Genomic DNA, 25273 nt, shown 5'->3' on the forward strand with positions numbered 1-25273 from the left:
TTATTTCTTTATTTAGAGAATCCTAATTTTTGTCTAACAATTGCCATTTTTGCTTTGGCCAATTCTTTTACTTTTTCTTCACCTTTTACAAGTTCTTTTTCGATTTCGTCAGTGTTTTCCATGTAGAAATCAAACTTTTCTCTTGCAGTAGCATATTTTTCTAAGATTAAGTTTAATAAGGCAGTTTTTGCATGGCCATAACCATAATTTCCACCTTCATAATTTCCTCTCATCTCAGCAATTTGTTCTTCCGTAGCTAATAGCTTGTAAAGAGCAAATACGTTACAAGTATCAGGGTTTTTAGGCTCTTCAAGTGGAGTAGAGTCTGTCTGAATTCCCATTACTTGTTTCTTTAATTGCTTTTTTGGTAAGAAAATATCGATGACATTACCGTATGACTTACTCATTTTTGATCCGTCTGTACCAGGAATTGTCATCAATTGTTCGTTAATAACAGCTTCAGGCATTACAAATGTATCGCCATATTGTCTGTTAAATGCTGCACAAATATCTCTTGTGATTTCCAAATGCTGTTTTTGGTCTTTTCCTACAGGTACCTTTTCTGCATCATATAAAATGATATCACAGGCCATAAGTACAGGGTAAGTAAATAAACCAGCATTGACATCACTCAATTTGTCTGCTTTGTCCTTAAAAGAGTGAGCATTCGCCAACATTGGATATGGAGTTAAACAGCTTAAGTACCAAGTTAACTCACAAACTTCTGGAATTCTTGACTGTCTGTAGAAGATATTTTTATCTGTGTCTAGACCTAGGGAAAGCCATACAGCAGCAGTAGCATACACATTATTTCTTCTTTCATCTCCATCCTTGATTGTAGTCATTGAATGTAGGTCTGCTATAAATAAGAAAGATTCTTTTTCGTCAGCATTACCCATTTCAATAGCAGGTTGGATTGCACCCAAAACATTTCCTAAATGTTGTCTTCCTGAGCTTTGTACTCCTGTTAAAATTCTTGCCATTCTCTAATATTAGTGACGTATCTTTTAAGATTAATAATCAAGCTTCAAAAATAGTAAAAAATTGTATCTAAAGACACTTATTTGGTGATATTAAAATGCAAGAAATACAAAAAAATGGTGATATTAAGCATTGTTCAACAATGTAGAATTCAGCTAAATTCGGACTAGAAAATAAAGGGGAAATATATCAAAACATAAGACATTAATATTATGGCACTTATAAAACCAGTAAAGGGTGTTTCACCAATAATTGGAGAGAATTGTTTTTTAGCTGATAATGCAACTGTAGTAGGGGACGTAACAATGGGTAAAGATTGTAGCGTTTGGTTTAGTGCGGTTGTCAGAGGTGATGTAAATAAAATTACAATTGGAGATAAATGTAATATTCAAGATGGTGCAGTAATTCATTGTACCTATCAGACCTCTGCCACTGTTTTAGGTAATAATGTTTCTATTGGACATAATGCCTTGGTACATGGTTGTACAATACATGACAATGTATTAGTTGGAATGGGAGCGATTGTAATGGATGATGCTGTTGTTGAAGAAAATGTGTTAATAGCAGCAGGAGCAGTTGTTTTACAAAACGCTAGGTTAGAATCTGGTTATTTATATGCAGGTATTCCAGCAAAAAAAATTAAACCACTAGATGATAAATTGAAAGCTGTATTTGAAAGAACTGCCAACAATTATGTGATGTATAGTAGCTGGTTTGATGAAGAAGAAGCTAAATAATATAAAAAAACGGTAAGTAGGGGAAACTACTTACCGTTTTAATATATCTGAGAATAATTTCTTATTCGTCATGTAGCCATTCTTTCTTGGCAGTAAGTTCTTCTTCAGTTTCTCTGTAATCCGGATCGTCTACACAACAATCAACTGGGCATACAGCTGCACATTGTGGCTCTTCATGGAAACCAATACATTCTGTACATTTATCAGGGACGATATAGTAGAACTCATCAGAAACAGGTTCTTGCTCTTCATCGCCTGGAATAGAAGATCCATCCTCTAATTCAACTGATTGTAATTCAGTTCCTCCACCCCAAGTCCATTCAACACCGCCTTCATAGATTGCAGTGTTTGGGCATTCTGGTTCACATGCCCCACAGTTGATACATTCGTCGGTGATAATAATCGCCATATCCTATATTCTATGTTTAAAAAGCGTCAGTTCGGTTAGTGGTTCGCTAACATTTCTTGTTGACGTCTTGTTTGATACACAACTTAAAAATAAGCCAATTGTTTAGCTTACTGTAACACAAAGTTGCTAACTCAAATTTTCAAATGCAATAGTCTACTAAATTTAAGGGGTAAAAAAGTGCAGTTTAGAACCATTATATTATCATTTATTATAGATTCATAACTTTTAGTTATAACTGTTCATCTTGGCGAAATACAATTTGCGTTAGTACTTTTTAGGGATCAATTTGTGAAATATGCTCATTTGGGAACTTTTTATTAAAACTTATTTATGAAAAGTTAAAATTATTAACTAATATTAATTAGTTGAACTATTCAAAAAACCTATTCAAACCTTTGTTGTATGCTTAAACTGAAAAACACCTTATTTATTCTATTCATCGCAGTATTTGTGTTCTCTTGTTCTGACGATGAAGATTCGGGACCAAATTACAACACTTCGCCAGTAGCTGCAGATTGTAAACTTTCATCTTATGTTTATTCGGCTTCTGTAGATAGTTCTGATGTAAACTTTCAGGATTTTGTAAATCGTAAAACTTATACTTACCAAGAAGAGCAACTTGTCTCTTACTCTGACCAAATTAACTACAGTTTCCTTGATACAACAGGTAACACACAAAGTATTGAGCAAGAAGTTGAGTATTCGTTTGAGTATTCTGGTAATGAATTAACTAGAGTACTTATTGGTAGTGACGAAATTTTGTCTGTTACTTATCTTGATGGTAAGCCTCATATGCTTTCAGCTGAAGCAGTTGATGGTAGTGTTCTTGAATTTGTATTTGGTTATGATGAACAAAATAGAATCAAATACATCTATAACAGAGAAGACGAAAATTCTGACATTGAAGAAGTAGATCACTATGAATTCTCTTACAATGGTGATAGTGATGTATTAGAATTTAGCTATATCGAAGATGGATTAGCCGTTTTAATTAACGACTACCAATATGAAAATACAATGAGAAACCCAATGCAAGGCCTGGTTTTTTATATTATTTCTATTTTCGAAACTTCTTTCCAAAATGATGGATTTTTCTTTGGTGATGCATCAAGATTTAGCTCAAGTATTACTAAATTCTATAGAGTAAGTATCTATAATATCAACTCTGAAGCTTACGAAAGATCATCTTACATTGAAGGTGATTATAGCGAAGACATGGATTATGATAAAAATGAAAATAATTACCCAACAAGTGGTGTTTATAATTACAATATCAGTGAAGGTACTTCAGTAGCGATCAGTGAGACGTTCGGATACACGAATTGTCAGTAGTTATAGTTAATGCTTGTAAACGTATAGTTTAAGTGTTATATTTACAAATACACTTAAACTATACGCTTTTATGGAATTACTCATCGGTATTGTGTTAATAACAATGCCAATTTTATTTGCTATGGGATTGTTAGCATTTATGATGTCTGGTCCAAAGCCTCAAAAAGAAGTGCTTAAAGTGGAGAAAAAAGACGTTGATAAAGAGCAACAATTTGAAATAAAAAAAACGATTGCAGGATAATTGCAATCGTTTTTTTATGCTTTAGAAGTTCGTCTTTTTATTCGCTTTTATCTTTCTTTTGATGAAGGCGATAGACAATACCTATATTTAATGCGTGTTTAAACTGAATAGCTTGACCAACTGTTCCATCTGATTTTTCTACAGCTACATCAGGATCATAAATTAATTGTGTAGCAAAGTTACAGCTTAACCATTCGTTTACTTTCATATCTAATAAAAAGTCCCAGTTTACAACCCATTCGCCAAGTCTTGAGTATTCAGCAAACATATTGTAAGTACTTTGTAAAGTGACATTTTTTACGATTTCTTTTTTGATTCCCAATTTGAAATTAACACCATTTTGATTTCTAAAAGTTTCACCAGGTTCAAGACCATATTTTTCAGAAAAAACTGTGTCAGTTACGAAAGTCATACGATTACCTACAGGAGATAATGTTCCATACATCCAATCAAAAGGAGTGTAAGTAAGACCGGCATTTACATTTAAGTAGGCTGGAGCAAAGAAAGCAGAGATTTGATTTTTTGTCTCAATTTTCGTTGCATCATCTACAGTGTATTCATAACCGTCATCAAATTGTGACCTGAAGTCTCCTGATATTGTTGCTAAAAATTTAGGACTAATTTTATAACTATAATCACCTCCAATTACTAATTGGTCATCTGTTTTCTTTAAAGGGAAAGCAGTGCCATCTTGGTAGATCATCCCGTAAGCCATCTCAGTGTATAACCTTGTGATTGCTTTTTCAGTTTCTCTTTTGGCTTTATAATTTAATACTGCACCAAAAGAATATGAACTGGTACCACCACCTGACCAATTGACAAGACCAACGTTTGAAAAATTAAGACCAACTTGACCTTCAGAACTCCAATTTTTTGTAGAGTCGGCGGTCGTTGTTTGAGCATTAGCTGTAAATAGAGGAGTGAAAACAGCAAACAGCAGACAGAAGGTTAAATTCTTATAGAATTTCATTTTAGCTTAGGATTAAAAAAATTAAAAATTGTAGCTACAAAAATGTAAAATTAGTTTCAAATATTAAATTTTGTTTAAACTTAATTTTACTATTATTTCGAAGTGAATCGGAATAAGATGAATAAAAAACAGTGCATTGTTAGTATTTATATAAAAGTCATGTCTATAATCTGAGATTTTTATAAAAAAGATGCTAAAAACTATAAGAATTAGAGTTTTCTAATGTAAACTGTATGGTTATTTTACTATTTTTGATAACACGTTAAAGTTTATCACTCAGAACTTTTAATCATTTTATATAGTCCATTTTGTAAATAGATAGATCAGATTTCTACTGTTTGTAAAGAAAAAATTATCTACCTAATATATCAATAAGCCTGTATGTTGTTTATGTGTGATATGCATTCACCTTTTTCTGAAATACAATGAAAAGCATTCTCTTACTTTTACTATTATTATCTACTTCATATAACTTTTCTGGTAAAGGAGAAATAGAATGGAAGTCTATGGAAAGTGCCATCGAAGCTTCTACATCAGATGATAAACCAATTTTTGTAGATGTTTATACCGATTGGTGTGGATGGTGTAAAATATTAGATAAGAAAACATTCCAAGATGATGAAGTTGTTCAATATGTAAAAGAGAATTATCATGCAGTGAAATTGAACCCAGAGAAAGATGGAAGTTTTACTTTTAAAGGAAAGACATTTACGAATGAATCGTATACGGATCAACATGAAATAAACAGTTATCCCGCAATTATCGTATTACATCCTAATGGGAAAGAGAAAGTTTTTATGGGGTATAAAGACACTAAAAGTTTCCTTGAAATTTTAAAAAAATACAAGCGTCAAGTTAATTAATTTGTATTTTAGAAAGATCAAATAAGTACAAAAATAGTATTAAGCTCAAAATCACAATATTAGAATATGTCTAAAAGAAAAAAAGCACTTTTTTTACCGGTGTTGTTAGTGGGGTTAGGGTTATTCGGATTTTCAATTTTAGCAAAAATTGAGGCCCCAGAGAATAGCAATAAAAATATTATCAAGAGAAGTTTAATCTTTACTGCTCTAAAACAAATACATTATAATACAGTAGAAATTGATGATGAATTTAGTGAAAATGCATATCATCAATACCTTAAAAATTTAGACCCAAATAAAAGATATTTTTTAAAATCAGATATCAGTAAATTCAATAAGTCTGAAGATAAATTAGATGATGAAGTAAAGAATACTGTAAGTACTGATTTGTATGAATTGTCTGTGAAGATTTTTGAGCAAAGAAGAGGTGAAGTAGAAGCAATTACTGAGGAAATTCTTTCTAAACCTTTTGACTTTACTAAGAAAGAGACAATTCTATTCGATCGTGATGAAATGAAATTTCCTAAAAATGAGAAAGATCGTTACGACCGTTGGAGAAAGACACTTAAATATGCGGCATTGCTTAGAATGAACACTAAGCTAAAAGACCAAGAAAATAAGAAGAAAGCAGCTGAAGAAAAGGGAGAGCCTTTCGAACCCACTTCGTACGAAGAGATGGAGGCAGATGTTAGAGAAAAAGTTCAAACTAACTACAAAGACGTTTTTGATTTCATCAAGAAGCAAGATGAAGAAGATCACTATGCTTTGTACTTAAATTCATTGATCTCAATTTATGGTCCGCATACTGAGTATTTCCCACCAGAGAAAAAAGAACAATTTGATACAGAAATTTCAGGTCATTTTGAAGGTATCGGTGCTCGTCTACAACAAACAGGTGGAGAAGTAAAAGTAGTAAGCATTATTACAGGTTCTGCTTCATGGAAGCAAGGTGACTTAGAAGCAAATGATATTATTTTAAAAGTAGCTCAAGCTGAAGAAGATCCAGTTGATATTGGTGGTATGTCATTAAAAAATGCTATCAAATTGATCAAAGGGCCAAAAGGTACTGAAGTTCGATTAACAGTAAGAAAGCCTGATGGTAGAATCGTTGTTATTCCTATTATCAGAGATGTTGTAGTGATTGAAGAATCATATGCAAAATCAGCTGTTATTGAAGATAAAAATTCTGGAAAGAAGATTGGTTTGATTGATTTGCCAAGTTTCTACGTAGATTTCCAAGACAGAAATGGTAGAAGTTGTGGTGATGACATTAAGCAAGAAATCATTAAACTTAAAGGTCAAGGGGTAGACGGTATTGTTCTTGACTTAAGAAACAATGGCGGTGGATCACTTGGGGATGCTGTAGAAATCGTGGGTCATTTTGTTGGTAGAAGCCCAGTAGTTCAGGTGAAAAGTAAAGGTGCTGGTTCTAAGACTTTAAAACCAGAAACCAACAATAGACAATATGATGGTCCTTTAGTAGTAATGATCAACAGAATGAGTGCATCAGCATCAGAGATTGTATCGGCAGCATTACAAGATCATGGTCGTGCTATTATCTTGGGTTCTAAGTCATTTGGTAAAGGTACAGTTCAAAGATTTATTGATCTTGATAGAATGTCTAGAAGTAATGAGTTTAAGCCATTAGGTTCATTGAAGTTGACTATTCAGAAATTCTACAGAATTAATGGTGGAGCTACACAAGTTGAGGGTGTTACACCAGATATTAAACTTCCTGATACTTATGCTTACTTAGAAGTAGGTGAAGAAGATCTTCCTTTCGTATTGCCTTATGATAAGATCCAACCTGCAAAATATGCTATGTGGCATGAGCAATTGCCAATCGCAGACTTAAAAGCAAAATCTGAAAATAGAGTTGCAACAAACCAAGTCTTCAATATCGTAGAGGATAATGCTTTACGTTTGAAAAAACAGGAGGATAAGAAGTATTATACTTTAAACTTAGATGAATTTAGAGCAGAGCAGAAAAAATTAGATGAAGAGTCTAAGAAATTACGCGAAGCTGAAAAAACTCATGACGAATTCGATATTACAGTAATGAAAGATCACTATCCTACTTCGAAACCTGATTCAGTAATAGAGAAATCAGCTGAGAAGTGGTCAGAAGCGATCAAGAAAGACGAATATATTAAGGAGGCGACTATGATTATCTCAGATATGATGGTTCAATAATTAGCTTTCCTTCATCATAAAAAAGCACTACAAATTTAGTTTTGTAGTGCTTTTTTTGAATTATTTTTTCAATATAAATAAAAAGACCATTACCCAATAGAGTAATGGTCTTGTTTGTAGCGAGAACGAGAGTTGAACTCGTGACCTCCGGGTTATGAATCCGACGCTCTAACCAACTGAGCTACCTCGCCATGTGTGCGGACAAATGCACTGATAAGTCGTTGTAGCGAGAACGAGAGTTGAACTCGTGACCTCCGGGTTATGAATCCGACGCTCTAACCAACTGAGCTACCTCGCCATGTGTGCGGACAAATGCACTGATAAGTCATTGTAGCGAGAACGAGAGTTGAACTCGTGACCTCCGGGTTATGAATCCGACGCTCTAACCAACTGAGCTACCTCGCCATGTGTGCGGACAAATGCACTGATAAGTCATTGTAGCGAGAACGAGAGTTGAACTCGTGACCTCCGGGTTATGAATCCGACGCTCTAACCAACTGAGCTACCTCGCCATGTGTGCGGACAAATGCACTGAATAAGTCATTGTAGCGAGAACGAGAGTTGAACTCGTGACCTCCGGGTTATGAATCCGACGCTCTAACCAACTGAGCTACCTCGCCATGTGTGCGGACAAATGCACTGATAAGTCTTTGTAGCGAGAACGAGAGTTGAACTCGTGACCTCCGGGTTATGAATCCGACGCTCTAACCAACTGAGCTACCTCGCCATTTCGGTGTGCAAATATGGGGGGTAATATCTAAAAATCCAATATTTTAAACTTATATATTTTTAAATTAATGTGAAGCCAATTATAAGTCATTTAAATTGAATGAAATAAAATTACTCATGCATTACAAAATTTCTTACAGATACCAGTAGATGACTTTGTGGGTTGTTTTTTAGATCATCTTACACAATTTATTTTTTTGTTAAAAGTTATGATTAGGGTACTTAAACATAGGTTTTTATGGGTGTATAAGCAGATCAAACAAAAAAAATAATGATTATTTAAATTTATTTTATTGTCACTTATGGAGTAATTTCGGATTATTGTGTACCACAGAATATGAAAATATATAAGCACTAATAATACAAATGTCATGAGTAGATTTAAATTTGAAGCAGAATACGAGTTTAGGGTACCATTACAAAAGCTATATCCTTATTTTATCATGCCCAATTTATTAAAAGATTGGTTTGCTGATACAGTAAAAGAGGATGTTGAACATAAAAAAATTACATTTGCATGGGGCAATGATGTGAAAACAGGAAATGTTTCTGTAAAACGTCAGAACCAACATGTGAAATATGTTTTTGATAAGGAATTAAATGAAGAGAAGTCTGCTTATTTAGACTTCAGATTTGATTTCAGTGAATTAGCTCAATCTTCTTTCGTAACCGTTACTGACTATTCAGATATGGACGATATCGATGAGTTAAAGGAATTGTGGGACGAATTTTTTAGCCGTTTACATGAAATAATTGGCGGCTAGTATAAAATAAAAAGTATGTCATTCGAATATTCAGCAAAATATATAAAACAACTATCTCGCGCTGTCGAACAGCAAGAGGATACATACTTAATCAACGAATTTGATGGTATGCACTCGGCGGATATCTCATCTGTAATGGAAGGGTTAAATGCTGAAGAATGTAAATACATACTGGAACTGTTAAACCCTGAGGTGGGAGCCAATGTAATCAGTGAGATTGATGAAGATACTCGAAAGAATTTTCTAGAGTTATTCACTCCTCAAGAGTTGGCTAAATATATGGACCAGACTGATTCTGATGATGCAGCAGATATTCTAAATGAATTCCCTGTGAAAAGCAAAGAGGAAGTCCTGGCGAGTATGAACAATCATGAGAAGGTTCAATACATCATTGATCTTCTTCATTATGAAGAGGACTGTGCAGGTGGTTTAATGGCCAAAGAATTGGTGAAGGCCAATATCAATTGGAATGTTAAACAATGTATAGACGAGGTAAGAAGACAAGGGAGAGATGTCGATAAATTGTATACTGTTTATGTAGTAGATGATTACGATGTTTTGTTGGGTAGAATATCCATGAAGAAGCTTCTTATGGCTACTGATGATATAAAAGTATCAGACTTATACGAACCTCAGATTGCAAAAGTATACTCTTATCAAGATGAAGAGGAAGTTGCAGATATTATGCAACACTATGATTTAGAAGTAATACCTGTTATTAATGTACAAGGTCGATTAATTGGTAGGATTACCATTGATGATGTTGTTGATGTTATCACCGAACAAGCTGAAAAAGATCAACAAGCTATGTCGGGTCTATCAGAAGATGTAGAAGAAACAGATAGTTTTTGGCAAATGGCAAAAGCCCGTCTACCTTGGCTTATAGTAGGAATGTCCGGTGGATTATTGGGAGCTAACTTCTTAGGAGGTTTTGAAGCAGAATTAAGTCGTATCCCTGCTATGGCATTCTTTATACCATTAATCACTGCTACAGGAGGAAATGTAGGTATTCAGTCTTCAACAATTGTAGTACAAACATTGGCAAGTGGAGGATTTCAAGGCTCTGTATGGAACCGTTATTTAAGGGTATTTATTGTTGCAATATTGAATGGTTTAACATTAGCTTCCTTAGTGTACGGTTTTAATATGGTATTCTCCGATAACCATGAATTAGCAATAGTTGTGTCTGTTGCTTTATTTAGTGTTATCATGATTGCCTCCTTTATGGGTACAATTACCCCAATCATTTTAAATAAGTTTGGCATTAATCCCGCTTTAGCTTCAGGCCCCTTCATTACCACTTGTAATGATTTGATTGGGCTTGGAGTGTACTTTATGGTAGCAAAATTGATGCTTCATTAATACCTTTGTAAAATGTCAGATAAAAATAGAACAGAGATTGATCAAATGGGTGAATTTGGCCTTATTGATCATATTACTAGAGATGTAAAAATTCATCACTCAAATACTGTAAAGGGTATTGGAGATGATGCAGCAGTTATAGATTGTGGAGATGATTATATGGTTGTTTCTACTGATATGCTTTTAGAAGGTATTCACTTCGATCTTAGTTTTATGCCTTTGCAGCATTTAGGGTATAAAGCGATCGCAGTAAATGTTTCTGATATAGCAGCAATGAATGCGTTACCAGAGCAAGTAACAGTAAGTATTGCCGTTACTAACCGATTTTCTGTTGAAGCTATTGATATGATTTATCAAGGTATCAACGCAGCTTGTAAAAACTATAATGTTGATCTTGTCGGAGGAGATACTACTTCATCACGATCTGGATTGGTGATTTCTGTTACAGCAACAGGACGCGTAGCAAAAGACAAAATTGCATATAGAAGTGGTGCGAAAAAAGATGATATCATTTGTATGTCAGGAGATGTAGGTGCTGCTTACATGGGGTTACAAGTATTATTAAGAGAAAAGAAAGTATTTGAAGCAGATCCTAATATGCAGCCTAAGTTGGATGACTACGAGTATATCGTAGGAAGACAGCTAAGACCTGAAGCAAGGACTGATTTTATTCATGATTTTAGAGAATTAGGAATTGTACCTACTTCTATGATCGATGTCTCAGATGGTGTTGCTTCAGAGATTCTTCATTTATGTAAAGCATCAAATGTTGGAGCAGTTATTTATGAACAGAAAATTCCTGTTGATCAAAGAACTTTTGATACCGCTCATGAATTTAATATACCTTCAGTAACTCCAGGTTTAAATGGAGGGGAAGATTATGAGCTACTGTTTACCATTTCTCAAGATGACTTTAAGAAAGTAGAGAAGAATCCAAATATCTATTTTATTGGTTATGTAGATGAAGAACCAAATAGTGCAAGAATGGTTACAGTAGGAGAACAAATTGTTCCACTTTCAGCTCAAGGATTCAAACATTTTTAATAATGGCAGGACATAGTAAATGGGCCAATATTAAACATAGAAAAGGCGCCCAAGATGCAAAACGAAATAAACTTTTCACAAAGTTAGGTAGAGAGATTACGGTTGCAGCAAAAGAGGGAGGGCCTGATCCTGAAATGAACCCTAGGTTACGTTTAGCTATTCAAAATGCTAAAGGTTCAAATATGCCTAAGGATACTATAGAAAGAGCGATTAAGAAAACCCAAGGGAGTGATGATATCATTTTCGAGGAGTTAACTTATGAAGGCTACTCGAAAGGAGGGATTGCAATCTATGTTGAATGCAGTACTGATAATACAAGAAGAACCGTTCAAAATGTAAAAAGCTACTTTGCTAAACTTGAAGGCTCATTGGCTAAAAATGGTTCTTTGGAGTTTCTTTTTGATAGGAAAGGAGTTTTCAACTTTGAACTTCCTGAAGGAATGGACGAAGAAGAATTAGAGCTTGAGTTAATTGATGCTGGAGCAGATGATATTGAAGTTCATGAGCAGCATGTTCAAGTAACTTCTGTGATGGAAGACTTTGGAGCAGTAAATAAGAAGTTAGAAGAGTTAAACATAGAAGTAACGAGCGCTAACTTACAACGTATTCCGCATACTACGAAAGAGGTAGATGATGAGGTTTTAGAGGTGGTGATGAAGCTTATAGATCGATTGGAAGATGATGATGATGTTCAACAAGTATTCCATGACCTTGAGTTGACAGATGCCCAAGCCGAGAAAATGTTAGGTTAGAGTTTTAATTCTATAATAAAATAAAAAAGCAGTTGAAATTGATTTCAACTGCTTTTTTATTAACCTATTTCTAATGTTTACTCTTCTTCTTCACTTTCACTCCCTACATTGATTCTGTCGATATCAATTTCTTCATCTTCATCTTCAAAATAGAATGTGTCCATTCCGTCAATGATAGGATGCATTGCTTGTTTGTTTACATCAAAAGTATACAATAAGCATGGTAGTAAAGTAAGGTTTGTAGACATGGCTACGATAAGTGTTACAGAAGTAAGTAAACCTAATGCTTGAGTTGCCCCAAAAGTTGATCCCATAAATATGGCAAATCCACAGAATAGAACAATTGAAGTATAAAGCATACTTGCTCCAGTTTCTCTTAAGGCCATAATTACAGCTTTCTTCATGTTGTAATTATGCAAGACAATCTCTTGTCTATACTTTGCCAAAAAGTGAATCGAGTCATCTACAGAAATACCAAAAGCAATACTGAATACAATCGCTGTACTAGGTTTTAATGGAATTCCTAAAAAGCCCATTAGCCCTAAAGTGAATAGTAGAGGGATAATATTTGGTATCAATGAAATAATGATGATACGAATATTACCGAATAATGTACCCATGATTACTGCAATCAAAAAGAAAGCAATAAGCATACTTTGCTTCAAGTTCTTAATAAGGAAATCATTTCCTTTTATGAATATTAGCGTAGAACCTGTTACGACAGCTTCAAGACCAGTTCCTTGCGTGATTTCAGCTAACTTAGGTCGGATAACATCGTCTACTAAGTTTTCCATTTTAATGGAACCGATGTCAGCCATAGAAGTTGTGATTCGAATAAATCTACCTGTGGAATCAATCATTGCGTCACTTAAAGATGATGTTTGATCGTCCGCACTATTACGAGCATATTTCATAATGTACGACATCTCACTTCTAGAAGGAAGTTTGTAGAAAGATGAATCACCACCATGGAATGATTGGTTCGCAGCTTTTAAGAATGTATTAATTGAAATAGGAGGAGATACTTCATGTAAAGAACCGATAAAGTCTTCAATTTCTTCAACTTTACCTAAGTATCCTTTTTTCATATATCCTCTTTTCTTTTTTGTATCGATTTCAATTTCTAATGGCATTACACCACTGAATTCATTTTCAAAAAAGCGTAAGTCTTGTTTTACATGGTAATCTTCTGGAAGGTCGTCTACCATATAAGATTCAGCTGTTACTTGGTAAGATCCATAAATAGAAACAGCTACCATTAAACTGGTAAATACATATACACCAGATCTGTAATGTGTAACTAAAACTTCTAATTGGTGGATTAACCAATTTGTAGGCTTGAATTCTAAGTGTTTTAAATGTCTTACTTGTGGTGCTGGAAGGTAAGAGAACACAATTGGAATAAAAGTGATACTTAGTATAAAAGTAATGGCAATGTTGATACCTGCAACGATACCAAACTCTTGCATTGCTTTAATTCCCGTTGTAATCAATACCATGAAACCAATAGCTGTTGTAGTATTTGTGATAAGTGTTACTACACCAATCTTTTTTATAATTACAGCTAAGGCATCTCTTTTGTCTAGACCATTGGCGATTTCCTGATGGTATTTGTTAAGTAAGTAAATACAGTTTGGAATACCAATAACGACAAGTACAGGAGGTAAAAGTCCTGTCAAGATAGTGATCTCATAATTGAAGAGGGCTAGTGTACCCATAATCCAAACAATCACTACCCCAATGACTACTAATGGATAAAATACTGGAGAGAATGATCTAAAGAATAAGAATAGAACTAATGCTACTACACCAATAGAAATACCTAGGAAAACCATTGTTTCCTTTTTTACATTGTTAGCCATGATAGACCTAACATAAGGCATTCCTGCGTAATATAGTTTTATGCCTGTTTCATCAGAAAACTCTTGTGCTCTTGCTTCTAGTTTAAGCATTACAGCAGTTCTGTTTTTTGAATTCAAAATAACAGGATCCATATTGATGACCATTGCTGTAGCACCTTCTTTACTAATAAGGCGGTGTTCGAAAGCTTTTACTTCTTTCTCTTTTCCTATGATACTGTCTAGTTCTGCTTGAGTTGATGGAGGGTGACTAAAGAACGGATGAATCTCAAATTTTTGTTCTTTTCTATTGGCAATTAAATTAGGGACATTGGCCATAGAAAGAACATTAGTGATTCCATGTAAATCTTTAATGTCTTTACCCAATTGCATGAACTTATTAAAGTTTTCCAACTGATAAAGCTTTGGATCTTTGATACCTAGTACAAAAGAAGAGGCATCTTCACCAAAACGCGATTGGAATTCATTAAAAGCAATCATGTCCGGATCATCATCCGGGATAATTCTAATGTATTGATAAGACCACTTAACATCTTTGGCTTGATAGCCCATAAAAACAGTAGTGATCCCAATAAAAATGAGAATAGGTATTCTATTCCCAAGGATAAAATCAGCAATCTTTTTCCACATACTCTTAAAGCATAAAAGTGAGATAATACTATCTCACTTTTGATATTTATTTCTTATTGATTAAAACCAAGCATTTTAATAGCAGCAACAGCAGCTTCTACACCTTTGTTACCATGTTTTCCTCCAGCTCTATCGTAAGCTTGTTGTTCAGTATTTGGTGTTAATAAACCAAATACGACAGGCTTATTATACTTAAGAGAAACATTCGTCACACCATGTGCTACAGCATCACAGATAAAATCAAAGTGCTTTGTTTCTCCCTGAATTACACAACCTAGGCAAATAACTGCATCTACTTCATCAATTTGTGCCATTAACTGAGCTCCAAAAGTTAATTCGAAAGCACCTGGTACATCTTCTCTGTAGATATTTTCTTCTTTTGCCCCTTCTTTTAATAGTGTTTCCACTACGGCGCCATGTAATGACTCAGTGATTTTAGGATTGTACTCAGAAACAACTATTGCAAATTTCTTCTCTGAGATGTCAATATTTTTCTTCTTAGTGTATTCACTTAAACTTTTTAACGCCGTTGCCATTTGTAATATGAATTATAATTTTTTGTTTACAAGCTTACAAAGTTATTAATTTTTCGGGCTTAAAATAACGAAAAATGATCTTTTATATTCTGAATAACTATTAATGTATAGTTTTAATTAAGTTACGTATTTAATCTGTTTTTACAACACTATTATTTTTCAAAAACGTATTAAATAATAACCCAAAGGAAATAACAGATAGACAGCCAATTACATTATACCAAAGGAAAGGTACTTCTGTAAAAAAGAATAAATAGATGATAATTCCCTCCGAAATTACTGCTGCTATAAATGTTGGTCTAGCAGTAATTTTCTTGAAAAAGAATGCGATCATAAATACTCCCAAAATAACTCCATATACTAACGAGCCTAATATATTTACGGCTTCTATAAGAGACCCTAATTTATTAGCAAAAGTGGCAAACAATATGGCATAAAGTCCCCAACCTATACTAATTAACTTTGAAACGGTTAAGTAATGTTGATCACTAGCATCCGGCTTCAAGATTCTTTTATAAATATCAATAATGGAAGTCGATGCCAATGCATTGATTTCTGATGATGTTGAAGACATACTTGCAGATAAGATCACTGCGATAAGTAGACCAATCAATCCGGTAGGGAGATAGTTTATCACAAAACCTAAAAAGATATAGTTGGTGTCATTTGTATCAATATTTGGAGCTTCAGCCTCTATTTGTTTAATGATTTGCTCTTTGTTACTTTCAAGGTTATCATTGGCTGAAATTAAAGCTGATTTTGCAGTTTCTATATTTGTGCCATTTCCATTCAAAGCCTGTGCATATTCTATAGCTTTAGCTTGTCTTGTATCAACAGATTGGTTATAGCTGTTCTCAAGATTTTGAAAATTACTCACGTTTGCTTTAGCATCTTCTAAAGCGACTTTATTAAATAGAATAGGAGATGGATTAAAGAAATAGAAGACATATACCATCGCACCAATAAACAGGATTAAGAACTGCATTGGTACTTTAATCATACCATTAAACAGTAACGCAACGCGACTTTGTCCAATTGATGCTCCAGATAAATAACGTTGCACTTGTGACTGGTCAGTTCCAAAGTAAGACATTGCTAAAAAGAACCCACCAATTAAACCAGACCAAACGTTGTATTTACTAGTAGGGTCGAATTGAAAATCAATAGCATTCAATCTACCTGTAGCTCCAGCAATATGTAACGCATTTGAGAAGGATACTTCTTCAGGTAACATTTGCACAACTAAAATACCGGCGATTAACATTCCAACGAATATAACAGCCATTTGTAGCTTTTGTGTCTGATTCACCGCTTTTGTGCCTCCAATTACAGTATAAGCAGTTACTACAATGCCAATTCCAATATTGGTAAGATTAATATCCCAACCCAATAAAGAAGAAAGAATTAATGAGGGGGCAAATATGGTAAAACCAGCAGCTAAACCTCTTTGCGTAAGAAATAATATTGCTGTTAAGGTTCTTGTTTTTAAATCAAAGCGTTTCTCCAAATATTCATAAGCGGTATACACATTCATCTTATGATATATAGGAACTACTGTGATGGATAGAACAACCATTGCTAAGGGTAAGCCAAAATAGAATTGCACAAAGCGCATTCCATCAACAAAGGCCTGACCAGGAGCTGAGAGAAATGTAATAGCCGAAGCTTGAGTAGCCATAATTGATAGGGCCACTGTAAACCATTTGGCTTCTTTGTTACCAAGAAGGTAACTATTCATATCATTTTGTTGACGAGTTTTCCAAATACCGTAGATTACGATAAACGCCAACGTACCTGATAATACGATCCAATCTAAAATACTCACTTAATTTCTAGTTAAAAGCGTTTGAAAACCAATAAAAAAGTAGAATTAACCCTGCCAATTCGCCTAATACAATTGTATATAGCTGTTTCCAGGACTTGCCAATAGGTGGTTTTTTATCAGATTGATCCATAATTATTGTTTATTTTCAGGTTTGTAGTTTAACATGTTTGCAAAAATTCTAAAGGCACCAGAAACACCTGCAGGTAGTTCTCTAAACCAAGAAATACCAGAGTAAATGAATGCTCCTTGCCCGTAATCTGCTACCAAAAGAGCTCCGTCTACTGGATCTTGATTGGGGTCCTTCATTCTTAAAATTGGTGTATATTGTGTGCCCCATTCATTAGGATAATACAAACCTCTTTCTTGTACCCATCCATCAAAGTCCTTTTTAGTTATTTTATTAGGATAGCTCATAATTGGGTTACCCTTTGCAAGGATTTCTACAGGACTTTCTTCTACTGTAATTCGATCTCTCGAAAGTTTAAAACCTTCGTAAGGACCCACTTGATCAACTTTTAGTCTAAATGATGTATTGTATTGTACGATAACATTTCCACCTTGCTGAACATAGTCCATCAATACAGGTTGAATGTATCGCATGTTCTCTAAAACATTATAGGCTCTGATGCCAATTACAATCGCATCAAATTTTTTGATTTCCTCTAATTTTACATTCTCTGGATTAATTATTTCAACAGTGTATCCTGCTGCCTCCAAAGACTGAGGGACAACATCACCAGCCCCCATTAGATAACCCACTACATCTACATCACCTCTTTGAATATCAAGTTTAATTACCTTTGCTTCTGCAGGCTTAAAAATGTATTGTCTGAAAATATGCTCATAATCTATAGTGTTTAAACCTAGATCGTAAGTGTTGTTATCAATATTAGCAATAGCTTTGAAAGTGCCTTCACTATCTTTTTTACTAGGTGTAATAGAAACTAAAACCTCTAACTTGTCTCCTTTATTTTGTAAATTGAAATCACTTGATGCTGGCTGTACATTCCAGCCTTTAGGAGTAGTGAAACTTAATGTTCCTTTTATGTTTTTTGTGTTCGAAGTAATTACAGCATTTACTTTTTTAGATGTATTATCACTGAAAATCATAACACTTTGATCTATTTCGATAGAAACAGGTGGGACAATTGCTAAAGGAATATATACTTCACCTCTTGCTGGGTTAACCTTTTTTTGCCAGATATTAAGTGTCTTCGAAATATTAACACCATTAATGTTTAAGGAAACGATTACAGGTAATGATGGAGAATTTTCTGGAGTTCCTCTTAACTTTTGATCATTGACGATATACATCCCTTTTGTTGGTTTTTCTACTAACCAATAAGGTTGTGAGATCGGAAAATCATTAGGGACCTTAACGGTAAGGGATTGTTTGTTTATTTTGTTAATTTCCAGTTTTGTAGACATTTCCTTTTCAACAAGGTTACCTACTTGGATGTTTGCTAAAGAAATATTTTGTCCAGCTCTGTATATAGAATTCAAAGTGACTTTTAATGAATCACCTTGTGCAATTAAGGCATCATCTGAAAGTACTTCAAGGAAAAGTCCTGAACATCTTAATATTAAATCATCAATAATATTAGATTTTTTGATGACCCAATAATCTTTCTGATTTAGTTTTGATAATTCTTTTTTGATAGCAATTAATTGAGGAATTGCATCTGCAGCTTTCGAAGCATTAAAAGTTGATTGTAGCTTTTTGATTAATTCAGCGACCTTAGAACTATTCTCAACTCTTGCCCATGAAGTGTCAATATCTTCCATTGGGTCTTCAGACATCGAAGTTCCATCTAATAATTCGAAATATTCAAGATTTTCACCTCTTTGAAGTGCAGCACCAAATCCTTGGCATCTATGTTTTGAACGGGCAGCCATAGCTATTTCTCCTACAGACTTTCCAAGAACTGGGATATATGTTCCTGTTTCCAAGCTGACAAATTTTGATGCATCAAATGATTCTCCTTTTCCTCTAAAAAACCATGAATTTGTATTCCACATAATTCTTTTAGGTTGCCAAGGGTCAACATATTTTAATTGTTCTGGATAAACTGTGGAGTCTCCTGCTATTTTAAATGCCTCTGCAGCAATGATAGCTGATGTGGTATGGTGACCATGAGTTCTTCCTCCTCTGTTTGGGGAGAACCTAGTGATGATAATATCTGGTCGGAATTTTCTAATATTCCAAACGGCATCAGCAAGAACTTGGTCTTTGTCCCAAACAGATAAAGTTTCTTCAGGATTTTTAGAATATCCAAAGTCGTTTGCTCTACTGAATAGTTGATTTCCTCCATCTACTTTTCTGGCTTCTATCAATTCTTGTGAACGAAGCATACCTAATTCTTCTCTTATTTCTGTACCAATAAGATTTTGTCCACCATCTCCTCTAGTTAAAGCAGTATACGCTGTTTCATAACCTCTAGATCTTGCAAAGTAAGCAATGACCCTTTGATTCTCATCGTCTGGATGAGCAGCAAAGTACATTACACTACCTAATTGATCTAAATGATTGATGTCTTGTATAATAGATGATACATTTTCTTGATGATCTTTTGGTGTTTGACCCAAGGAGAGTAATTGCAGGAAAATAAAAAAGGATAGGAGAAGGGATTTCATTTATTAAAGTTGTTGAAAGTTCAAGATTTGTGTTCCGAATACGTTAATTAATAGATTACCCTTATATCCAAAAAGTTAGGATATAAGGGTAATAAAAGTTGGTTTTTAGCAATAAAGATTAAATATCCTTGTTTGCTTTTTTCCATTTTTTAGATGCATTTGGTAACCATGCGTCGATATTTTTTTGAATACTTCCTTTGAAGTAGTTGTAAGCTCCATCAGGTTTCGCTTCACCTGCTGCTCTTGCACTGATGATAACAGTTAATGCTTCATCATACTTCTCTTGTTTAGCAAGAAGTTGAGACTTTGTCCAAAGGTTCCAGAAGTAATCTGGACGAACCTTAATCGACTCATCAATTAACTCTAAAGCTTTTTCTGGATTGGAAGAAGCATAGAAGTTTGATGCGTTTTGGTAAGTTCTCCATGCACCTTGTGCTTCCTTCACAGCTTTTTCAATGTTTGCTTCAGATAATGATTGAGTTGGTACTTCAACAGTAAAGCTTACCATTGTTTTGTCCCACCATAAAGTAACTTTACCTTCTGTATCAGTTACAGACTCAATTAAATAAGCTAAACGCTCTTTCATAGGAGCAGCTTGTGGCTTACTTTTAAAAGTTGCTACGTCATCTGCATCAATTGCAGCTTGATCTTGCTTACCATCTTTGTTGTATGCAAAAATGCTTTTCCCTTTACCATTGAAGTGGAAAGTCCATTCTGCATTTTCTTCTAATGTTAAGAAGATGTTGTAAGTTCCTGCTTTAACGTCTTTTCCGTTAACCTTAACGTCAGAGCTGAAAGTAATTGCAGTTGGTCCGTTAGCACCTGCTCTCCAAGTTTTACCAAATGGTTCTAACTCACCAAATACTTTACGGCCTTTAACTGCTGGTGAAGAGTAATCGATTGAAATTTCAGTAACACCTACTGTTTGTTTTACTGAAGCTGCTGGGGAAGGAGCTGGAAGTTGTTGTGCGAATACGCTTTGAACAGCGAAGAATAACACTGTTAAAATGGATAGTGTTGATCTTTTCAACATAATGATTAGTATTTAAATTGAAATTTGAGTGAATGCTCAAAAAAGTGCTTGAATCTAACAAAAATGAATCAATAAAGGCAAGTTTTAATATAATATTGTTTAAACAATTAATGTTTTTTCAGATATGGCTATGGGAAATGATAAAAACCTTATAAATACAAAAAGGCCCCGAAAATCGGAGCCTTTTTGCTAACCCAAAAACTAACTATTTCTCATTGCAATCGTGTGATTGCTTTACAAACATAATAATATATTTATAAATAATAGCATTTTAGGGTGATATTAACAAAAATTAATTAATTCGGAAGGTAATGAAGTGGTGAATCTGGCCCAATTGGTAAACCAACGATCAACCAAATAGCCATTAAAATCACCCATACAATTAAGAATGCAATGGAGTAGGGAAGCATAGTTGCGATCACTGTACCGATTCCTGCATTCTTATCATATCTTTGAATAAATGCAACAATTAAGGCAAAGTAAGACATCATTGGAGAGATAATGTTAGTGACACTATCACCAATTCTGTAAGCTACTTGTGTTAATTCTGGAGAAATACCCACTAACATAAACATAGGTATAAACACAGGAGCCATTAATGTCCATTTTGCAGAAGCACTACCCATTACTAGGTTAATCATTGCTGCTAAAAAGATAAAACAGATTAATAATGGTATTTTATCTAAGCCAATTGTCTCTAAAAATTCAGCACCTTTAACAGCGCAAATCAAACCTAAGTTTGTCCATTTGAAATAGGCTACAAACTGAGCAGCAAAGAATACTAATACAACATAAGAAGACATCGTTTTCATCGACTCGCCCATGCCTTTCATTACATCGGCATCATTTTTAAAAGTCCCCGCACCTTTACCATAGGCAATACCACAAATAGCAGCAATAATAAAGATCCATGAAACAATCCCTTTCATTAACGCAGACTTGAATATGTTCTCAGGTTCATCAATGCTTCTTAAAAATCCTTCAGTAGGAATAATGCCAATTAAAATGACTGCAAATAATATAAAAGCAGCAATACCTGCATAGATAAGTCCTTTTCTTTCTTCTTTGGTGAGGTCATGCATTTCCTCAGCAACTTCATCTCCTTTGTACTCGCCTAACCTTGGAATTACAATTTTTTCAGTAACTATTGTACCAGCAATACCAATAAAGAAGGTAGATACAAACATGAAATAATAATTACATGCAGCATTAATAGAATAAGACGTATCGATAATTTGTGCTGCTTCCTGTGAAATACCCTGTAGTAGAGGGTCAATCGTACCTAATAATAAGTTGGCAGAATATCCACCAGACACTCCAGCAAATGCGGCGGCAAGTCCTGCAATAGGATGTTTACCAAAAGCTAAAAATATTACTGCGGAAAGTGGTACCAATAAAACATACCCAACTTCACTTGCAGTATTTGATAAAACACCAGCAAAGACAACAACAAATGTGATAATCTTTTTGGGTGATTTTAAAACTAATATTCTAATTAAAGTGCCAATTAAGCCACTTCCCTCAGCAATGCCAATACCTAACATTGCAACAAGTACAACGCCAAGAGGTGCGAAGTTGGTAAAGTTTTTTACAAGCTTAGTCAACATTAAATAGATTCCTTCCTGGGAAATAAGGTTAACTACAGTGATTGTTTCACCTGTACCTGGATGTTGTACACTTAGTCCTGTCTGACCAAATATCCAAGATAGGATAACTACACCAAAGGCAAAACCTGCAAATAATGTGGCAGGGTGAGGTAAAGCATTACCAATTCTTTCCACATAACTCAAGAATTTATTTACCCAGTTGGAATTCTGTGTTTGTTCTGAATTTTCCATTAAATAAGATAGTTGTGATTTAGTATGTGATGAGTATAACTCTTTTCAAGTTGCAATTTAATTAATGGTTTTATTCTTGCAATTGAACTTTATCAATAAAAAAGAAAAGGGAAATAGGATCTTTATTAACCATTTCATTTTCTAATAGTTGTATCTATTATATCATTGTGTTAGATGATGTTGATTAAAAAAAGTATCTATTAATTGTATTAATTATGGATCACTTTATTAATTTGAGATAACAAATTGAACTAAAAAGCATTATATGGCTTCATCTTTAGATAAAAGACAACAACAAGGATTTGGAACAGCTCCAGTATTTTTTACATCAATAAGTACAATTCTAGGAGCAATTTTATTCCTAAGATTTGGGTATGCTGTCGCAAACTTAGGTTTACTATCCACTTTCTCAATGGTCTTGGTTGGTCACTTGGTAACTATACCAACAGCTATGGCAATTTCCGAGATTGCAACCAATCAAAAAGTACAAGGAGGAGGAGTCTACTATATTATTTCTCGATCGTTTGGTATTACCATTGGAGGGTCTATTGGTATTTCTCTGTATTTATCTCAAGCAATTAGTACTGCCTTTTATATCATTGCATTTGCTGAGGCGTTCCGTCCATTATTCCCATTGTTGGAACAATATGGTATTGTAGACCCAAATTTAAGATGGATTACTATACCAAGTACTTTTGCTTTGATTGCCTTAGTGATGTACAAAGGGGCTGATTTAGGCATGAAGACCTTATATATAGTTGTTGCTATTCTTTTTCTATCCTTATTATCTTTCTTTATTGGAACGACAGAATTTGCGGAAAATTTAGAAAAGATAAATTGGTACGGGCATATAGAAGAGAGTGATAGCTTTTTTAAAGTATTAGCCATATGTTTCCCTGCCTTTACGGGTATTGCTGCAGGGGTAGGGTTATCGGGAGATTTGAAATCGCCGGAGAAGTCAATTCCTATCGGAACAATGTTCGCTGGTATTTTCGGAATGATTGTATATTTATTAGTGGCTTATAAACTATCCGTTTCGGCTTCTTTAGAAGACTTAGATGCGGATCCATTAATAATGACAGATATCTCTTTATGGGGGCCAATGATACCAATAGGTTTAGCAGCAGCAGCACTTTCCTCTGCGATAGGCTCTATATTAGTTGCACCTAGAACTTTGCAAGCAATTGCTGAAGATAAAGTGTTGCCTAATCACGGCGTAAATAAATGGTTGGGTCAGGTTAATAAAGAATCAAACGAGCCAATAAACTCATCTATGATTACCTCTGTTATTACATTGATATTTGTATTAATAGGTGATATTGATGTAGTGGCACAGATTATCACTATGTTCTTTATGGTGACTTATGGTGCTATTTGTTTGATTAGTTTCTTAGAACACTTCGCTTCAGATCCAGCATATAGACCAGTATTTAAATCAAAACCTATTATCTCATTAGTAGGAGCATTAATGTGCTTGTATTTGATGTTTAAGATATCGGCTTCATATACTTTTATGGCTTTGATTTTTATGGCACTTCTATATCAAATGGTTAGAAGGTTTACTCCAAATAAAGAAGGGTTAAAAGCTATTTTCCAAGGTGTAATATTCCAATTAAGTAGACAGTTCCAAGTTTTCCTTCAAAAGACAGAGAAGGATGATGTCGAGGATCACTGGAGACCTGCAGTGGTTTGTGTTAGTAGAAACACTTTTAAGCGTTTCGCCGCTTTTAATCTAGTCAAATGGATTGCACATAAATATGGCTTTGCTACTTATATTCACCTTATAGATGGTTATTTGTCCAAAGAAACAAATAGCCTAGCTGAAAAAGATTTGCATAGGCTGATTAAGATTTCAGACGCAAGTAATTCTAAAGTTTACTTGGATACGATGATTAGTCCATCGATGACTTCAGTAATTGCACAAGTAATCCAATTGCCATCAGTAGCAGGTAAAGATAATAACATGTTGATGTTTGAATTCTCTAAAAAGGATCCTGATGGACTTCAACAATTGATAGATAACTTTAAGTTAATGTCAGTAACCGGTAATGATATTTGTGTTCTCGGTTCAGATGATAGAAATTTTGGGTATAAGACTGAGATTCATATTTGGTTGACACCTAAAGATTTAGAAAATGCCAATCTGATGATTTTATTAGCATTTATCATTATTGGGCACCCAGAATGGTCAAATGCAAAAATCACTTTATTAGCATGTTTCCCAGAACCTGAAATTGAAGATAGAAGAGAACAGATTCTTGATTTAATTAAAACAGGACGTTTACCAATTTCAAAGAACAATGTGAAGCTCTTAACTAGGGCAGATAACGTTGATATTAAAACTGTCATTAATCAAACATCACAAGATGCAGACCTTACAATTATTGGATTAAGATTAGAGGCTGCGAAGAAAATCAATGAGCAAGTATTCTACGGATACGACGATATTGGTGATGTTTTATTCATACATACTGCAAAAAGAAAAGATATTTCTTAAATTGTTCTCACCCAATAGGCCATGTGCTTGTTGGGTGAATTTTA

19 protein-coding genes and 6 tRNA genes are annotated in these 25273 nt (G+C 34.3%); 10 read left to right on the forward strand and 15 right to left on the reverse strand.

The genetic code is table 11. From position 1 onward, the window contains the following. Positions 1-8: 8 nt before the first annotated feature. Positions 9-983, reverse strand: a complete 975-nt coding sequence (gene trpS / locus QL232_RS10245; RefSeq protein ID WP_281614049.1) for a tryptophan--tRNA ligase — start codon at positions 981-983, stop codon at positions 9-11. Positions 984-1193: 210 nt separating this feature from the next. On the opposite strand from trpS, the gene QL232_RS10250 reads away from it, so the two are divergent. Continuing rightward, a complete protein-coding gene (locus QL232_RS10250; protein WP_281614050.1) occupies positions 1194-1718 on the forward strand; it encodes a gamma carbonic anhydrase family protein in 525 nt (174 codons plus the stop codon). Positions 1719-1779: 61 nt separating this feature from the next. On the opposite strand, the gene QL232_RS10255 is transcribed toward QL232_RS10250, so the two are convergent. Next, complete coding sequence (locus QL232_RS10255; protein WP_168883062.1) at positions 1780-2127, reverse strand: 4Fe-4S dicluster domain-containing protein; 348 nt, start codon at positions 2125-2127, stop codon at positions 1780-1782. Between the two features lie 402 nt (positions 2128-2529). Here QL232_RS10255 and QL232_RS10260 point away from each other — a divergent pair, with 402 nt between their 5' ends. Together QL232_RS10260 and QL232_RS10265 are read left to right on the forward strand one after the other, a co-directional pair. After that, positions 2530-3459, forward strand: a complete 930-nt coding sequence (locus QL232_RS10260) for a hypothetical protein (protein WP_168883063.1) — start codon at positions 2530-2532, stop codon at positions 3457-3459. Between the two features lie 70 nt (positions 3460-3529). Then, the gene (locus QL232_RS10265) at positions 3530-3700 is read left to right on the forward strand and encodes a hypothetical protein (protein WP_281614051.1); all 171 of its coding nucleotides are present in this window, start codon (positions 3530-3532) and stop codon (positions 3698-3700) included. A gap of 37 nt (positions 3701-3737) precedes the next feature. On the opposite strand, the gene QL232_RS10270 is transcribed toward QL232_RS10265, so the two are convergent. After that, a complete protein-coding gene (locus QL232_RS10270) occupies positions 3738-4670 on the reverse strand; it encodes a DUF3078 domain-containing protein (RefSeq protein ID WP_281614052.1) in 933 nt (310 codons plus the stop codon). Between the two features lie 425 nt (positions 4671-5095). Here QL232_RS10270 and QL232_RS10275 point away from each other — a divergent pair, with 425 nt between their 5' ends. Further along, positions 5096-5533: a thioredoxin family protein gene (locus QL232_RS10275; protein WP_281614053.1), complete on the forward strand. Its 438-nt coding sequence runs from the start codon at positions 5096-5098 to the stop codon at positions 5531-5533. A 66-nt stretch (positions 5534-5599) separates the two neighbouring features. Continuing rightward, on the forward strand, positions 5600-7726 hold the full coding sequence (locus QL232_RS10280; RefSeq protein WP_281614054.1) for a carboxy terminal-processing peptidase: 2127 nt from the start codon (positions 5600-5602) through the stop codon (positions 7724-7726). 117 nt (positions 7727-7843) lie between these two features. Here the strand turns inward: QL232_RS10280 and QL232_RS10285 are convergent. The 6 genes from QL232_RS10285 to QL232_RS10310 form a co-directional block, all read right to left on the reverse strand. Then, positions 7844-7917: transfer RNA gene (locus tag QL232_RS10285), tRNA-Met, on the reverse strand. 33 nt (positions 7918-7950) lie between these two features. Continuing rightward, positions 7951-8024, reverse strand: a tRNA-Met gene (locus tag QL232_RS10290). A 33-nt stretch (positions 8025-8057) separates the two neighbouring features. Further along, a tRNA-Met gene (locus QL232_RS10295) sits at positions 8058-8131 on the reverse strand. Between the two features lie 33 nt (positions 8132-8164). Then, a tRNA-Met gene (locus tag QL232_RS10300) sits at positions 8165-8238 on the reverse strand. 34 nt (positions 8239-8272) lie between these two features. Further along, positions 8273-8346 (reverse strand) — tRNA-Met (locus QL232_RS10305). 33 nt (positions 8347-8379) lie between these two features. After that, a tRNA-Met gene (locus QL232_RS10310) sits at positions 8380-8453 on the reverse strand. 373 nt (positions 8454-8826) lie between these two features. Here QL232_RS10310 and QL232_RS10315 point away from each other — a divergent pair. The 4 genes from QL232_RS10315 to QL232_RS10330 are packed head-to-tail and all read left to right on the forward strand — an operon-like array spanning position 8827 to position 12377. After that, positions 8827-9219 (forward strand): START-like domain-containing protein, encoded by a 393-nt coding sequence (locus QL232_RS10315; RefSeq protein WP_281614055.1) that lies wholly within the window; start codon positions 8827-8829, stop codon positions 9217-9219. A gap of 15 nt (positions 9220-9234) precedes the next feature. After that, entirely contained in the window at positions 9235-10581 is a 1347-nt protein-coding gene (gene mgtE, locus QL232_RS10320; protein ID WP_281614056.1) for a magnesium transporter, read from the forward strand. A 12-nt stretch (positions 10582-10593) separates the two neighbouring features. After that, positions 10594-11625 (forward strand): thiamine-phosphate kinase, encoded by a 1032-nt coding sequence (gene thiL, locus QL232_RS10325; RefSeq protein WP_281614057.1) that lies wholly within the window; start codon positions 10594-10596, stop codon positions 11623-11625. A 2-nt stretch (positions 11626-11627) separates the two neighbouring features. Further along, positions 11628-12377 carry a YebC/PmpR family DNA-binding transcriptional regulator gene (locus tag QL232_RS10330; RefSeq protein ID WP_281614058.1) on the forward strand — a complete coding sequence of 250 codons (750 nt, stop codon included), beginning with the start codon at positions 11628-11630 and terminating at the stop codon, positions 12375-12377. 77 nt (positions 12378-12454) lie between these two features. On the opposite strand, the gene QL232_RS10335 is transcribed toward QL232_RS10330, so the two are convergent. From QL232_RS10335 to QL232_RS10360, 6 genes are all read right to left on the reverse strand, one after another. Continuing rightward, the gene (locus tag QL232_RS10335; protein WP_281614059.1) at positions 12455-14866 is read right to left on the reverse strand and encodes an MMPL family transporter; all 2412 of its coding nucleotides are present in this window, start codon (positions 14864-14866) and stop codon (positions 12455-12457) included. A gap of 53 nt (positions 14867-14919) precedes the next feature. After that, positions 14920-15402 (reverse strand): 6,7-dimethyl-8-ribityllumazine synthase, encoded by a 483-nt coding sequence (gene ribH, locus QL232_RS10340; protein ID WP_168883073.1) that lies wholly within the window; start codon positions 15400-15402, stop codon positions 14920-14922. 130 nt (positions 15403-15532) lie between these two features. Next, positions 15533-17227 carry a sodium:solute symporter gene (locus tag QL232_RS10345; protein WP_281614060.1) on the reverse strand — a complete coding sequence of 565 codons (1695 nt, stop codon included), beginning with the start codon at positions 17225-17227 and terminating at the stop codon, positions 15533-15535. Between the two features lie 132 nt (positions 17228-17359). Then, positions 17360-19861, reverse strand: a complete 2502-nt coding sequence (locus QL232_RS10350) for a PIG-L family deacetylase (protein ID WP_281614061.1) — start codon at positions 19859-19861, stop codon at positions 17360-17362. A 118-nt stretch (positions 19862-19979) separates the two neighbouring features. Continuing rightward, the gene (locus QL232_RS10355) at positions 19980-20894 is read right to left on the reverse strand and encodes a DUF2911 domain-containing protein (RefSeq protein WP_168883076.1); all 915 of its coding nucleotides are present in this window, start codon (positions 20892-20894) and stop codon (positions 19980-19982) included. Positions 20895-21190: 296 nt separating this feature from the next. Then, on the reverse strand, positions 21191-22732 hold the full coding sequence (locus QL232_RS10360) for an AbgT family transporter (protein WP_281614062.1): 1542 nt from the start codon (positions 22730-22732) through the stop codon (positions 21191-21193). 265 nt (positions 22733-22997) lie between these two features. Between QL232_RS10360 and QL232_RS10365 the strand changes: the two genes are divergently transcribed. Continuing rightward, positions 22998-25229 (forward strand): amino acid permease, encoded by a 2232-nt coding sequence (locus QL232_RS10365; protein ID WP_168883078.1) that lies wholly within the window; start codon positions 22998-23000, stop codon positions 25227-25229. Positions 25230-25273: the final 44 nt, after the last annotated feature.

Origin of the sequence: Flammeovirga sp. SubArs3, assembly GCF_947387565.1 — a bacterium.
Taxonomy (GTDB): domain Bacteria; phylum Bacteroidota; class Bacteroidia; order Cytophagales; family Flammeovirgaceae; genus Flammeovirga; species Flammeovirga agarivorans.

Excerpts from the sequence above, each read along its gene's own strand:
- trpS (WP_281614049.1), bottom strand. The coding sequence starts at position 983 with ATGGCAAGAATTTTAACAGGAGTACAAAGCTCAGGAAGACAACATTTA.
- QL232_RS10250 (WP_281614050.1), top strand. The coding sequence starts at position 1,194 with ATGGCACTTATAAAACCAGTAAAGGGTGTTTCACCAATAATTGGAGAG.
- QL232_RS10255 (WP_168883062.1), bottom strand. The coding sequence starts at position 2,127 with ATGGCGATTATTATCACCGACGAATGTATCAACTGTGGGGCATGTGAA.
- QL232_RS10260 (WP_168883063.1), top strand. The coding sequence starts at position 2,530 with ATGCTTAAACTGAAAAACACCTTATTTATTCTATTCATCGCAGTATTT.
- QL232_RS10265 (WP_281614051.1), top strand. The coding sequence starts at position 3,530 with ATGGAATTACTCATCGGTATTGTGTTAATAACAATGCCAATTTTATTT.
- QL232_RS10270 (WP_281614052.1), bottom strand. The coding sequence starts at position 4,670 with ATGAAATTCTATAAGAATTTAACCTTCTGTCTGCTGTTTGCTGTTTTC.
- QL232_RS10275 (WP_281614053.1), top strand. The coding sequence starts at position 5,096 with ATGAAAAGCATTCTCTTACTTTTACTATTATTATCTACTTCATATAAC.
- QL232_RS10280 (WP_281614054.1), top strand. The coding sequence starts at position 5,600 with ATGTCTAAAAGAAAAAAAGCACTTTTTTTACCGGTGTTGTTAGTGGGG.
- QL232_RS10315 (WP_281614055.1), top strand. The coding sequence starts at position 8,827 with ATGAGTAGATTTAAATTTGAAGCAGAATACGAGTTTAGGGTACCATTA.
- mgtE (WP_281614056.1), top strand. The coding sequence starts at position 9,235 with ATGTCATTCGAATATTCAGCAAAATATATAAAACAACTATCTCGCGCT.
- thiL (WP_281614057.1), top strand. The coding sequence starts at position 10,594 with ATGTCAGATAAAAATAGAACAGAGATTGATCAAATGGGTGAATTTGGC.
- QL232_RS10330 (WP_281614058.1), top strand. The coding sequence starts at position 11,628 with ATGGCAGGACATAGTAAATGGGCCAATATTAAACATAGAAAAGGCGCC.
- QL232_RS10335 (WP_281614059.1), bottom strand. The coding sequence starts at position 14,866 with ATGTGGAAAAAGATTGCTGATTTTATCCTTGGGAATAGAATACCTATT.
- ribH (WP_168883073.1), bottom strand. The coding sequence starts at position 15,402 with ATGGCAACGGCGTTAAAAAGTTTAAGTGAATACACTAAGAAGAAAAAT.
- QL232_RS10350 (WP_281614061.1), bottom strand. The coding sequence starts at position 19,861 with ATGAAATCCCTTCTCCTATCCTTTTTTATTTTCCTGCAATTACTCTCC.
- QL232_RS10355 (WP_168883076.1), bottom strand. The coding sequence starts at position 20,894 with ATGTTGAAAAGATCAACACTATCCATTTTAACAGTGTTATTCTTCGCT.
- QL232_RS10360 (WP_281614062.1), bottom strand. The coding sequence starts at position 22,732 with ATGGAAAATTCAGAACAAACACAGAATTCCAACTGGGTAAATAAATTC.
- QL232_RS10365 (WP_168883078.1), top strand. The coding sequence starts at position 22,998 with ATGGCTTCATCTTTAGATAAAAGACAACAACAAGGATTTGGAACAGCT.